The 12149-nt window shown below is 62.3% G+C and carries 13 protein-coding genes; 3 read left to right on the forward strand and 10 right to left on the reverse strand.

Going from position 1 to position 12149, the window contains the following annotated elements:
* Positions 1–128: 128 nt before the first annotated feature.
* Positions 129–605, forward strand: coding sequence for a type II toxin-antitoxin system VapC family toxin (locus LAN70_01770; GenBank protein MBZ5509874.1), 477 nt, complete (start codon positions 129–131; stop codon positions 603–605).
* 41 nt (positions 606–646) lie between these two features.
* On the opposite strand, the gene dapB is transcribed toward LAN70_01770, so the two are convergent.
* The 3 genes from dapB to asd all read right to left on the reverse strand — a co-directional run bounded on the left by dapB (position 647) and on the right by asd (position 3986).
* A complete protein-coding gene (dapB, locus tag LAN70_01775; GenBank protein MBZ5509875.1) occupies positions 647–1330 on the reverse strand; it encodes a 4-hydroxy-tetrahydrodipicolinate reductase in 684 nt (227 codons plus the stop codon).
* Positions 1331–1397: 67 nt separating this feature from the next.
* A complete protein-coding gene (lysC, locus tag LAN70_01780) occupies positions 1398–2777 on the reverse strand; it encodes a lysine-sensitive aspartokinase 3 (protein ID MBZ5509876.1) in 1380 nt (459 codons plus the stop codon).
* Between the two features lie 153 nt (positions 2778–2930).
* Positions 2931–3986 carry an aspartate-semialdehyde dehydrogenase gene (asd, locus tag LAN70_01785; GenBank protein MBZ5509877.1) on the reverse strand — a complete coding sequence of 352 codons (1056 nt, stop codon included), beginning with the start codon at positions 3984–3986 and terminating at the stop codon, positions 2931–2933.
* 156 nt (positions 3987–4142) lie between these two features.
* Here asd and galT point away from each other — a divergent pair, with 156 nt between their 5' ends.
* Complete coding sequence (galT, locus tag LAN70_01790) at positions 4143–5159, forward strand: galactose-1-phosphate uridylyltransferase (protein ID MBZ5509878.1); 1017 nt, start codon at positions 4143–4145, stop codon at positions 5157–5159.
* A 60-nt stretch (positions 5160–5219) separates the two neighbouring features.
* Here galT and LAN70_01795 read toward each other — a convergent pair whose 3' ends face one another.
* From LAN70_01795 to LAN70_01815, 5 genes are all read right to left on the reverse strand, one after another.
* Positions 5220–5954, reverse strand: coding sequence for a hypothetical protein (locus LAN70_01795; protein MBZ5509879.1), 735 nt, complete (start codon positions 5952–5954; stop codon positions 5220–5222).
* Positions 5955–5991: 37 nt separating this feature from the next.
* Positions 5992–6504: a shikimate kinase gene (locus LAN70_01800; protein ID MBZ5509880.1), complete on the reverse strand. Its 513-nt coding sequence runs from the start codon at positions 6502–6504 to the stop codon at positions 5992–5994.
* A gap of 108 nt (positions 6505–6612) precedes the next feature.
* Positions 6613–7458 (reverse strand): DUF4097 family beta strand repeat-containing protein, encoded by an 846-nt coding sequence (locus tag LAN70_01805; GenBank protein MBZ5509881.1) that lies wholly within the window; start codon positions 7456–7458, stop codon positions 6613–6615.
* Between the two features lie 41 nt (positions 7459–7499).
* Positions 7500–8126 carry an anti-sigma factor gene (locus LAN70_01810; GenBank protein ID MBZ5509882.1) on the reverse strand — a complete coding sequence of 209 codons (627 nt, stop codon included), beginning with the start codon at positions 8124–8126 and terminating at the stop codon, positions 7500–7502.
* A gap of 46 nt (positions 8127–8172) precedes the next feature.
* Complete coding sequence (locus LAN70_01815) at positions 8173–8778, reverse strand: sigma-70 family RNA polymerase sigma factor (GenBank protein MBZ5509883.1); 606 nt, start codon at positions 8776–8778, stop codon at positions 8173–8175.
* Positions 8779–9035: 257 nt separating this feature from the next.
* On the opposite strand from LAN70_01815, the gene LAN70_01820 reads away from it, so the two are divergent.
* On the forward strand, positions 9036–9554 hold the full coding sequence (locus LAN70_01820; GenBank protein MBZ5509884.1) for a class IV adenylate cyclase: 519 nt from the start codon (positions 9036–9038) through the stop codon (positions 9552–9554).
* Here LAN70_01820 and LAN70_01825 read toward each other — a convergent pair.
* On the reverse strand, positions 9535–10992 hold the full coding sequence (locus tag LAN70_01825; GenBank protein MBZ5509885.1) for an MFS transporter: 1458 nt from the start codon (positions 10990–10992) through the stop codon (positions 9535–9537). The genes LAN70_01820 and LAN70_01825 overlap by 20 nt on opposite strands.
* A 108-nt stretch (positions 10993–11100) precedes the next feature.
* Positions 11101–12123, reverse strand: coding sequence for a ThiF family adenylyltransferase (locus LAN70_01830; protein ID MBZ5509886.1), 1023 nt, complete (start codon positions 12121–12123; stop codon positions 11101–11103).
* Positions 12124–12149 lie beyond the last annotated feature (26 nt).

The raw sequence follows: 12149 nt of genomic DNA on the forward strand, positions 1-12149 counted from the left end.
GCTGTGCAGACCGTGAAGAAGCCCGCGACTGTAAAGTTCAAGACCAAGTCAGGTGAGGTAGTCTCTTTCAAGGCGATCAAGACGTTCCCCAAAAAGCAAGTTGTTCGCTTCCGCGCCAAGAAGAAATAATGAAAAGTATTTATCTAGACAGCAACATTTTAATAGCGTACTACGCGGTGGATAAGGCGGAAGAAAACAAGAAGAAGATGGTCGAGAGCGCCCTCGCCGTCTTCGCCGAGCTCAAGGATGTTCAGCTTTGTACGTCCATGTGGGCGATAACCGAGATGGTAAACATTCTGGTTTCAAGAAAGAACATCGATCGCGGCGAGGTCGCGCAAATCGAGAGTCAGCTGGTTAGCGAGAAGCGATTGCAAAACATCAAGATTCGATTGCTCGAGGTGAGTCCACAAAAAGACTATGATTTTGCGGAATTTTTTTATCACGTGAAACAAGGCATTCTCATGTATCACCCTGGAGTCGGGGACATAATTCACAGCGTGATCATGAAAAACAACGGTATTACCCAGATTTTGACGTTCGATGAGAAAGATGACTTCAAACAAATCCCGGGTCTTACCGTGCTCCATCCTAAAAACATTCAGTAACCTGCGTTGCCTTCGGTTAGGCTCGCGCGCGCCTAGCTTCCTCAGCCTAATTCGCGGAAAATGTCCTTGAAATCGTAGAAGCCGTGTTTGCCCGGCAGCCACTCGGCGGCGCGCACCGCACCCTCGGCAAAACCGCGGCGCGACTTGGCATCGTGCGCCAGGGTGATGGTGTCGCCCGCCGATTCGAACGTCACCTGGTGCATGCCGACTACCTCGCCCTCGCGTACCGATTCGATGGGCAGCTCGGCGCGTGCGGCGTCACGAATGACGTTGCGGATGGCCACCGCGGTTCCCGAGGGCGCGTCCCTCTTGTGCACGTGATGCTTCTCGAGTATGCGGCCCTGGTAGCCGTAGCGCAAGGCCGGTGAGGCGGCCTGCGCGATGTCGAAAAACAGGTTGACGCCGATGGAGAAATTTGCGGCATACACGAATGCGATGCCGCTGTGCTCCACCAGGAGCTTGAAGTGGGGGATTTCGCCGTACCACCCGGTAGTGCCAACCACCATGTTGACGCGTGCCTCAATGCAGGCGGCGATGTTCTGCACCACGGCTTGCGGCGTGGTGAAGTCCACCACGACGTCAATGTCGGCCAGGTTCGCCGGAGTCAGCCGGCGCGCGTTGGAATTCTCCATGCTGCCGAAGGCCAGCACGGTGTGCTTGCGCTCCCGCGCCACTTCCGCGACGAGAGAGCCGGTCTTTCCGCGTCCTAGTACAAGCAAGTTCATGTGTGCGTCCTGTGCGACTATCGCATTGCGGTTTGCACACGCGAGGGCGCGTGTGCCACGCGTGTTCTTAATCGCGCGCGAAAACTTCCGGGTCCGGGTCGGCGAAGAAAACGCCGTGCAGGCGCCGCACCGCCTCGGGCACGTCGCTTTCGTCGATCACGAAGGTGATGTTGATCTCCGACGCGCCCTGCGAAATCATGCGCACGTTGATGTCGCCCAGCGCGCTGAAAACCTTGGCCGCCACTCCCGCGGTCTCGCGAATGGCCTCGCCCACCAGGCAGACGATGGCGTTGCGCCCGGAATATTTCACGTCCGCCAGCGTCTCCAGATCGGCCGCAATCGCCGGAATCGCCTCGTTGGAATCCACCGTGAGAGAGACGCTGACTTCCGAGGTCGCCACCACGTCCACGGCGCAGCGGTGACGGTCAAAGACGTCGAAGATGGATTTGAGAAATCCGTGCGCGCCCAGCATGCGCGCAGCCACCACGTCCACGATGGTGATCCGTTTCTTGGCGGCGATCGCCTTGAACGCGTTGCGGCAATGCGGCGCGCGCGCCGTGATGGTGGTGCCTTCGTTTTGCGGGTTGCGCGAATTCAACACCAGCACCGGGATGTTCTTCTGGATGGCCGGCAGCAGCGTGGCCGGATGCAGTACTTTGGCGCCGAAGTACGCCAGCTCCGCCGCCTCTTCAAAGCCGATGGACTTGATGCGCAGCGCCTCCGGACAGAGGTTCGGGTCGGTGGTCATCATGCCGTCCACATCGGTCCAGATTTCGATGCGCTCGGCATCCAGCGCCGCGCCCACAATCGCCGCGGAAAAATCCGACCCGCCGCGGCCGATGGTCGTCGTCACTCCCTCGCGCGTGGCGGCGATGAACCCGCCCATCACGGGCACGCGTTTCTTTTCCAGCAGCGGACGCAGCCGGGCGCGCAGGTTGTCGTGCGTGTCGTCCATGTGGGGAGCGGCCCGGGTGTAGTTGGTGTCGGTGACGATGCACTCGCGCGAGTCCACTAGCACCGCGCTGAGCCCGCGCGCGCGAAACGCCGCCGTCACCAGCTTGCTGGAGAGCCGCTCGCCGAAGGAGAGAACGTTGTCAGTGGTGCGCGGCGTGAGTTCGCCGACGGCAGCAATGCCGCGCAGCAGCTCGTCGAGGGCATCGAAGTCGGCCTCGAGTTCGCCGTGGAGTTCTCCAAAGACCGCGGTTCCCAGCAACTCCGAGGCCGCGTTGTAGTGGCGCTCGCGCACCGCGCGCGAAAGCTGCAAGGCGCTATCGCGGTCGCCCGATCCCGCCGCCCGCCCCATGGCCACCAACTGGTCGGTGACCTTCGCCATGGCGCTGACCACCACCACCGGGTCGCGGGTCAGGCGGTGGCAGACGATCTGCGCCGCGCGATCGATCGCGGCCGCGTCCTCCACCGAGGTGCCGCCGAATTTCATCACGATCATCGGCGGCCCCCGCGGGTTAGCCACAGAGGACACAGAGGACACAAAGGAACGGCAGCATGATTCCATTGCATGCGTTGGCGTCCTTTGTCGAACTGCTTCACTCCAATTTCCTCAGCGTTCTCTGTGTCCTCTGTGGTGAAAAGCCCTTGGCAGCTAATTTCCGAGGTATCCCTGCGCCTTCAGCAGTTCGGCATTGAGCAGGGCCGCGCCAGCCGCGCCGCGGATCGTATTGTGCGACAGCACGGTGAACTTCCAGTCGAGCACGCCGCAGGGGCGCAGGCGTCCGACGCTCACCGACATGCCCGCGCCTCGGTCCACGTCGAAGCGGGGCTGGGGATGGTCGGGCGCGGGGTCGTAAATCACCGGCTGCTCGGGCGCGTTCGGCAGCCGCAATTCCTGCGGGACGGCGCGGAAACTGCGCCACGCTTCGATCATCTGTTCCGCCCGCGCCGCCTTTTTCAATTTCACCGACACCGATTCGATATGCCCGTCCTCCACCGCCACCCGGTTGCACTGCGCGCTCATGGCGAACTCGGCGGGAAGGATGCGCGTGGCCTGGGCGCGCCCCAGCAGTTTGCGCGTCTCCTCCACCATCTTTTCTTCTTCCTTGGCGATGTAGGGGATGACGTTGCCGAGAATATCGAGCGAGGCCACGCCGGGATAGCCTGCGCCGCTGACCGCCTGCATGGTGACGACCATCACCTTCTCCAGGCCAAAGCGCTGTTCCAGCGGCGCCAGCGCCATCACCAGGCCGATGGCGGAGCAATTCGGGTTGGTCACGACAAAGCCACCGCTGTCCTGCCGCCAGCGCTGCGCGTGCACCAGCTTGACGTGCTCCGCGTTGACTTCCGGCACCACCAGCGGGACGTCTTCCTGCATGCGCAACGCGCTGGAATTGGTAATCACCGCGCAGCCGTTGGCGGCAAAGCGCGGCTCCAAGTCGCGCGCGATGTCGGCGTCCAGCGCGGCAAAAATCACGCGCGGCGCTCCTTCGGGCACCGCCGGCGAGACCTGCATCTTCGCCACGCGCGCCGGAATCGGTGTACGCAGCCGCCAGCGCACGGCTTCTTCGTAGGGCAGTCCCGAGGACCGGTCCGACGCCGCCAGCCACGCCGGCTCGAACCAGGGGTGGTGCTCCAGCAGTTGCAGAAACCGCTGTCCGACCACTCCCGTCGCGCCCAGAATTCCAACCGGGATTTTCGATGGCATGGTTCGCAGCCCTCTTCCGGTCATCGCGGGCCGGGGACGGCCCACACCAGCGCTCAACTTCCGGAACGGATATTCCGGATTTTACACGAATTGCACTTGCGGCTCGTTTCCCGCCGCGCGGTGGTATGCTCCGCTGTTCCGCGGCAGGAGGACGACATGCCCGAGCTACGCCAGAACCGCTTCACCAAGGAGTGGGTCATCATGGCGACGGAGCGCGCCAAGCGTCCGGAGGAACTCCGTGTGCAGCGCGAACCCCGGCCGCCGCTGCCCCACTACTCGGAAACGTGCCCGTTCTGTCCCGGCAACGAGCGCCTGGCGCCGCCCGCGGTGATGGCGTTTCCGTCGAATGAAAACTGGCAAGTGCGCGTCGTCCCCAACAAGTTTGCCGCCCTCTCCCGCGAAGGCCCGCTGACGCGCACCATCGAGCGCTCCCGCCGCAGCCTCAACGGCATCGGCATTCACGACGTGATCGTCGAAACTCCCGACCACGCTCTCACCACGGCGCTTTTGCCGGTGGAGCAGGTCGCGGAAGTCCTGCGCTGCTACCGGCAGCGCTTCACCGAGGTCAGCGCCGACCCGCGCATTGCCCACATCACCATTTTCAAGAACCACGGCGTTGCCGCCGGCACCAGCCTGGAGCATCCGCACGCGCAGCTCATCGGCACTCCGGTCATCTCCTCGCAGGTGCGCAGCCGCGTCTATGAAGCGCTGCGCCACTACGACGAGTTCGGCGAATGTATTTTCTGTGAAGCTCTGAAGGAGGACCTGGAAGAGCCGGCGCGCGTCGTTGTGGCCAGCGAATTGTTTGTCGCGGTCGAGCCATTCGCCTCGAACTCGCCGTTTGCCACCTACATCTACCCGCGGCGGCACATGGCCAGTTTCGGCGACATCAATCCCGCCGAAATCATTGATCTGGCAGCCGTGCTGAAGTCCCTACTCGCGAAATTGTACGTGGGACTGCAAAACCCCGATTTCAATTACGCCATCCGCACCGCACCCCACGAGAATGCCGGCGTCATCTACTATCACTGGTACATCAGCGTCATTCCCCGCCTGACGCGGATTGCCGGATTCGAGCTCGGCTCCGGCATGTTCATCAACACCGTGCTGCCGGAGGCCGCCGCCGAGTTCCTGCGCAATGTCAAGGTGGATACCGTCGCCGCGGCCGGCTGACGGCACAATGCCTGAAGGTTGAAGCCGGAAGCCTAAAGCCCAAGGCCAAAAGGCTGCAGCCTAGTCCCTGACGACTTCAATCGCATCGGCTGCGATGTACACGCGGATCAGCTTGTACTCCTCGTCCAACCACAAGCCCCAATCCAGGCCGTCGCTCTGCAGGTTGAAGCGGCTGAGTTCGCGCTTCTGCCCATGGACGTTGACCGTCTCGCGCCCGACGTACTCGATGTGCACCAGCATGGAGGTGCGCTGCCGCGGGACCAGCGCGCCGAATTGTGCGCGCGGCAGCTTGCAGCCGCCGGTGCCCGGATCGGGCCGGCAGTTTCCCGCCAGGTAACGCCACGCCAGCACTTCGCGTTGCGAGAAGAAGTAATCGTCCAGGATCACGGTGGACGGCGGCAGGATGTAGGGCTGGTCGACCGGCTTGTCCGACGGCCCGGTGTTGATGTGCTGAATCAGGAACTGGTCCTGCGGCTCGACCACCGACGACGCCTTCCCCGGGCTCGACTCGTTCCAGGTGTAGCGCCGCAGGTCGCCATTGGCGGCGATCACCAACTCCGCGGTCTGTACCGCATGGCTGGCGTCGCCAACCGTCTTGAACTCCGATTTGACGACGCTCGAGTCCGGCATCTGCTCAATCTGGAAGGTTTCGGTGGCGACGCGCTTGCCGCTGACAAACACGCCGAACGAACCCGAGTCCACCATTTTTCCCACCGGCGCGGCTGGCTTCTTGTCCGCCGCAAAACCAGGCACAGCGACCGCCATGATGAACAGCAGCGCCAACCTTCGTGCCAACCTTCGTGCCAACCTCATCCGCTCCCCCGCTCAATGCCTAGCGCGTAAAACCTAGAACCTCTTCCACAACCTGCTCCGGGGTTTTTCCGCCGGTATCGACACGCATCTCTGCTGCCATGTAAGCGCTGCGCCGCGCTTCGTACAATTGGCGAAATAGGTTCTCGTCGCAGGCCAGAGGGCGGCCGTCCGTTGGGCTGCAACGCCGATAAAGTTCTTCCACGGGCGCGTCGAGAAAGACAGAGGTCCAGCCATATTGGCGCAATATCGCGGCGTTGTCAGGTTGAACGAACGCACCTCCGCCGATGGCAAGGACGGCTCCGGCCTTTCCACGCCAGGACAGCACGCGCTCGGGTTCCGGACCGTCGAGCGACGTTATCAATGAATGCAAGGTCGAACGTTCGAGCTCGCGGAAGCCAACTTCGCCGGATTCCTCGAAGATTTCAGGAATTGTGCGCCCGTCGGCGTCGACAATTTCATCGTCCAGATCGACAAAGATGCAGTGCAGTTTTTTTGCGAGCAACTTCCCGACAGTCGTTTTTCCCGCGCCCATGAATCCTACGAGCACAATGCGTCCGCCCGATCTCGATTTCGTCCGTTGTTCCCGCACTCCGACCATACGCACGCACCCGCTAGACGATAGCTACCAGCTAATTGCCGATTACTGTTTTTTCACGCGGATTCTACCACTGAAAGTTCGCAGGTGGACCGCGGACGCGCCGGAGTGCGAAGTGCCGGCCAGCGATTTTCCCTGCGCCAGCGCCATGGTGGGATGCGCCGGCGGATTGAGCGGAAAATCGTTTTCCACGCTGCCCGTCACCGAGCGCGCGGTCACGTCAACCGAGGCGCTGGCCGGCAACGTCACGTCAATGGTTCCGGAATGGCTGCTGAGGGAATACTGCCCGCCGCCGGCAAAGTCGCCCGCAAAGGCGATGGGACCGCCCGTCGTGTTCACCGCGACGTTCTTGCCCGCAACATTGCTCAACATCACCTGCCCGCCCACGGAAGTCGCCTCTACGAAGCTGTCTTTCAGGTTGGCGAGCGTGATCGGCCCGCTGACGGTGCGTGCGTGCACGTGCCCGTTGCTGTCGCGGACCTCCACCTTCCCGGTGTCGGCGTCCACCGAGACATCGCCATTGACGCCCTGGACCTGCACTGGGCCGGTGGTGGTGCGGACCATCACGTTGGCATCGGCGGGGACCTGGATGTCGTACTCCACCCGGCCGTCGCTTTCGCCGGCCTTCAGCAGAAAATGAGTGCGCACTTCCACCCGGTTGGCGTTTTGCGCGCTGACCACCTCAACCTTGGAGGAGCTTGGAGTGGCGGTCATCACCACCTGTCGAGCCTGGGAGGCGCGCACGCGCACCGGCCCGTAGTCGTTGATCACGGTGACGCTCGCGCCGGGCGCCACGTTGTAGCGAAATTCTTTTTTGTCGGCGGCAGCCGCGGGGATCGCGAGCGCCACCACCGCTGCCAGACCCAGCGCTGTGTGTATGGTGTTCTGCATCCTCATTGCGCCCGCAACTCAGCGCGGGCGTTCCCTTCCGATCATGGCAGCGAACGCGTCGCCATCTCGTACATCATTGCCTTCTGCTGGTAAGCCCGGTGCAGCAACTGTCGCGCGTCGCCATCGTCCGGGTCGTGCTGCAGCGTCTTCTTCGCCTCGGCAATGGAAGCGTTCACTTGCTTGAGATTACTTTCGTAGGCCCGGCTGCTCGCCGGACGCGCTGCCGCCACATGTTGCAGCAACTGTTCATCGTCCTGCTCGGTCGCGATCGTGTTCAGGGAAACGCTCTGCATGCCCACCGCCGGCGGCGGCTCCTCCAACTGCGCCCCGAGTTGCTGCTGGCGTGCGCGCTCCACCAGAAATGTTCCGAATGAAACCAGAATCATCGCCCCTAATGCGGCCATCCACGGGATGGGTCCTAGAAGGCGCCCCCTCGCGCGGGCCGGCTTGATCATTCCCTCGCGCTCCAGCGATCCCTTGATTCCTTCCCACACCCGGGGCGAGGGATCCTCCATCGGCACCAGCAGCTTGGCTTGCTCGACAATGTACCTCAGGTCCTGCACCAGGTCGGAACAGATCGGGCATTCGCGCAGGTGCCGTTCCTCCTCCGCCTTGCCCCCGGTTTCGATGATGTAAGGCAGAACCTTTTGAAATTCTGCGCACGTCATGTTGATCCCCTCCCCGTACGCCTGCCCCTGTTGCCAGTGATCCTCCTCAGCGCTTGACGGCCTTTTCGGCTCTGCTGGTCTTGAGGAGGTCGCGCAATTTCATGCGCGCCTTGTGGAGCTGTGACTTGCTGTTGCCGATCGAGCATCCCAACATCCCGGCAATTTCGTTGTGTTCGTAGCCTTCAATATCATGCAGCACGAAAATAATGCGATACCCCGGCGGCAAACGTTCAATCGCCCGTTCCAGGTTGATACGGTCAATCGATCCCGTCAGCACGTTGTCCCGTGTCCCGATGTCCCTCCTCGGCCCGTCCTCCTGCTGCGGCTCCAAGGTCTCCTCGAGCGAGACCTCCGGCAAGCCCTTCTTGCGCAGGCGCATCAGCACCACGTTGACCGCCAGCCGGTGCAGCCAGGTGGAAAAGGCGCTTTCACCGCGGAAGGTGGCGATCTTGCGGTACAGCTGCAGGAATGCCTCCTGGGTCAAGTCCTCGGCCTCGGCCGTATTCCCGGTCATGCGCAAGCACAGCGAATAGACACGCCGCTTGTGCAGGCCGTACAGCCCTTCAAACGCTTCCGCGTCGCCCTGCCTGGCTCTGTCGATCGCCTCTGCCTCGGAGAGCCCGGACGCAATGGTTTTCTTTTGCGGTGTCAATGCCGTTGTCAGGCCGCGTATTTGTGATGCGGCTAAGTAGCTGTTCGTTGTATCACTTCCAGATTAAAAGTGCACTCGGCTGCCGGTTGGTGAATGTCTTCGGCCCCTCGTGCCGTTCGCTGAGCGGCCGCCGCGAAACGGCTGAAGTAGAGAGAGCAGGACGGCGACTTTGGTTGCCTGAAAAATGTTGGTATGCTGACCGCCCATGAACCGACGGAAGTTTCTCAGCGGTGCGGCATTGGATCGAAGCGATTTTCGTGCACATCATCAATGTCGAAATCAAGGCTCGCTGTGGCGATCCGGAACGGGTGCGGAACGTATTGCGGTCGCACCCGGCGCGGTTTGCCGGCACCGATCACCAGGTGGACACGTATTTTCGCGTGCCGGCAGGCCGGCTCAAGCTCCGCGAAGGCAACATCGAAAACGCGCTCATCTACTATGACCGGCAGAATGAGAGCGGGCCCAAGCAGAGTGACGTGCTGCTGCACGCAATCTCAGCGAATTCGGGGCTGAAGGAAATTTTGACAAAGGTCTTGGGCGTGATGGCGGTGGTGGACAAGCAGCGCGAGATCTACTACGTCGCGAATGTCAAATTTCATATCGACACGGTGCAGGGACTGGGAAGTTTTGTCGAGATCGAAGCGGCGGGCGATGAGCACTCCGATCGCGGAATGCTACTCGGACAATGCAGGGACTACGTCAAGCAGTTCGCCATCCGGGAAAGCGACCTGGTTGCCGAGTCGTACAGCGACATGATTACGAGCTTTTCGCGGTAATCGTCTCCAGCCCGTGCGAGTTGGGGCCCATCTCGTTGCGCCGCAGCAGCCAGGAGAAGAAGACGGCGAAGACGCCCAGGGCGGAGAAGATCCACATGCCCAAGGCGTAGCCGTGAGGATGCTGGGCGCTCGCACCCGCGTGGTCGTTGGCCCAGCCGATCAAAAGATTAAAACCCGCCAGCCCGATGTTCTGGATCATGGTCATCAAGCCGTACGCAGTGCCGAGCTTCGCCTGCGGCACGATGTAGGCCACCGACGGCCACAGGATCGCCGGGACAAGCGAGAACGCCACGCCCATCATCGCCATGGGCACGTAGAGCGAGACGTGGGTGTAGGCCATGATCAGGTACACGGGAATCAGCAGGAACGAGCCCGCCATCATCAGCAGCGTGCGCCGTCCGATCTTGTCGGCCACCAGCCCGAATGCCGGCGTGCCGAACATGGTGAACAGCGTCAGGATGCTGACCAGGAATCCGCCGAGTTCGCGCGAGGTGCCGTGCGCTTCAATGAAAAATTTGATCGCGAAGGTCTCGAAGGGAAAAATCGCGGAATAAAAAGTGATGCAGAGAAGCACGATATACAGATAGGAGATGCCGAACATCCGGCGGCTGGTGATCAAGAGCCGGACGCCGACCACGCTCACCACTGCCCAGAAAAAGTAAGTCCAGTCGTGCCCGGGATAGAGCGCGACGGCGATCAGCGCGATGGCGAGCACGATCCACACCGGATCGCGCAGCTTCCAGTCTCTGGAAAATTCTTTCAGGTCTACCTTGTCGGGCTCGCCCGCCTGTCCTAACGAATAGTGCTTCTCGGCATAGACTTCCATCACCCAGTAAACGATGGGCGCGATGATGCACAGCGCTCCGAAGCCGACCGCGATCAGCAGCGGCGAGCGCCAGCTCACGTACGCGCCCTTGGCCCAGGTGGGCGAATTCTGCGCCAGCCACGAGCCGAAGCGCGCGATCATCAGGTTGATGCCGAAGGCGAAGCTCAGCTCTTTGCCGCGAAACCACTTGGCGACCGCGGTGGTCACCGCCACGATCAGCGATTCCGCGCCCAACCCAAAAATCAGCCGGCCTGCGGCCATGACCTGCAATTGCGGCGACATGACCGTGACCGCCGCCCCCAGCGTGCACAACGCGCCGAAGATGAGCGTGGACTTGCGCAGGCCGAGGCGGTCGACCAGGATTCCGCCCACCAGCACCATGAACACGTTGGGAATGCTGTAGATGGCCTGCAGCAGGCCGATGTTGGAATCGGAGAAGTGCAGTTGCTTGGCCAGCAGATCGGCGATGGGAGCGATGCAGTCGTAAACGTAGTAGTTGCCGAACATCGCCAGGCTGATGATGGCCAGCACCGCCCAGCGGTAGAAGCGCGAAGGCTGCGGTTTCGCCGGTTGCGCGGCCGTCAGCTCGGTTGTGGAATCGGAATCGCTCATGTGAAGTTTTGCAACTCGCGCGGGAAACGTGAGGATATCAGAAGAGAGTCGCCAGTCTTCAGTCGTCAGTCGTCAGGCAAAAGGCCAGGACATCGGGTGATCGCGTAATCAGGAGCCGATGAAACGCGCGTACAAGCTGCGGGCGATGGCGGTGTCGGTGGTGCCCTTGATGATGGCGCGGCCGTCGGGGAAGAGAGTCAGTTCGTAGGGCGCGTGCCAGAACTTGAGCACGAACTCGTTGTGGCGCACGGTGCCGTGCGCTTCGAGGCGCTGGGCGATTTCGTGGAAATCGATGGGGCGCTGGCGCTCGTGGATCTGCACGGAATTGCGGCCGCAGAGGGTGATGTGCGGCCGACCCTTGCCGGCGAGGTGGACGAAATCGCGCTCGGCGCAGGTGCGGCAATCTTCACGCGCCCGCTGGACGGAGATTTCCGAGCGGTCGTTGCGCCACAGATCGAACGACAGCAGCGTGGGGCGCATGGCCGGGCGCGCGCCGACCAGGAACTTCAGCGCTTCGGTGGCGGCGATGGCGGCGACGGCGGCCGCTGCCGAATTCAGGATCCCGGCGGTGTCGCAGGTCTCGAAGCTGCCGCGCGGCGATTCGGGAAAAACGCACGCCAGGCAGGCGGTCTCGCCCGGCAGCACGTTCATGGAGACGCCGTAGCTGCCGACGGCGGCGGAATAAATCCAGGGCACGCGCTCGCGCACGGCGTAGTCGTTGATGAGATAACGGGTCTCGAAATTATCGGTGCCGTCGAGGATGAGTTGCGCGCCGGCGAGAAGCTCCTCGATGTTGCCGGGCGTAAGGTCGGCGACGTGCGGCTCGACGGTGATTTCGGTATTGAAAGCGGCAATCTTGCGGGCGGCGGCAATGGCCTTGGGCAAGGATTCGGCGGCGTCGGATTCATCGAACAGCGACTGGCGCTGGAGATTGCTGGGCTCGACGTAATCGCGGTCGATGATGCGGATGGCGCCGACGCCGGCGCGCGCCAGCAATCCGGCGGCGGCCGATCCGGTGGCGCCGCAGCCGACGATGGCGATGTGCGCGGCGCGCAGGCGTTGCTGTCCTTCGGCGCCGATGCCGTGGAAGAGCACCTGGCGCGAGTAGCGTTCCTCGGGAGTCAACGACATTCGCAGTCCTGAAGGGGTTCACAAAG

The organism is Terriglobia bacterium (assembly GCA_020072845.1).
Classification (GTDB): domain Bacteria; phylum Acidobacteriota; class Terriglobia; order Terriglobales; family Acidobacteriaceae; genus JAIQGF01.

What these genes read in the sequence shown, in the direction of transcription:
- dapB (MBZ5509875.1), bottom strand. Translation starts at nt 1,330, where the DNA reads ATGAACTTGCTTGTACTAGGACGCGGAAAGACCGGCTCTCTCGTCGCG.
- LAN70_01830 (MBZ5509886.1), bottom strand. Translation starts at nt 12,123, where the DNA reads ATGTCGTTGACTCCCGAGGAACGCTACTCGCGCCAGGTGCTCTTCCAC.
- LAN70_01800 (MBZ5509880.1), bottom strand. Translation starts at nt 6,504, where the DNA reads ATGGGCGCGGGAAAAACGACTGTCGGGAAGTTGCTCGCAAAAAAACTG.
- asd (MBZ5509877.1), bottom strand. Translation starts at nt 3,986, where the DNA reads ATGCCATCGAAAATCCCGGTTGGAATTCTGGGCGCGACGGGAGTGGTC.
- LAN70_01825 (MBZ5509885.1), bottom strand. Translation starts at nt 10,992, where the DNA reads ATGAGCGATTCCGATTCCACAACCGAGCTGACGGCCGCGCAACCGGCG.
- LAN70_01770 (MBZ5509874.1), top strand. Translation starts at nt 129, where the DNA reads ATGAAAAGTATTTATCTAGACAGCAACATTTTAATAGCGTACTACGCG.
- LAN70_01805 (MBZ5509881.1), bottom strand. Translation starts at nt 7,458, where the DNA reads ATGCAGAACACCATACACACAGCGCTGGGTCTGGCAGCGGTGGTGGCG.
- LAN70_01810 (MBZ5509882.1), bottom strand. Translation starts at nt 8,126, where the DNA reads ATGACGTGCGCAGAATTTCAAAAGGTTCTGCCTTACATCATCGAAACC.
- lysC (MBZ5509876.1), bottom strand. Translation starts at nt 2,777, where the DNA reads ATGATCGTGATGAAATTCGGCGGCACCTCGGTGGAGGACGCGGCCGCG.
- galT (MBZ5509878.1), top strand. Translation starts at nt 4,143, where the DNA reads ATGCCCGAGCTACGCCAGAACCGCTTCACCAAGGAGTGGGTCATCATG.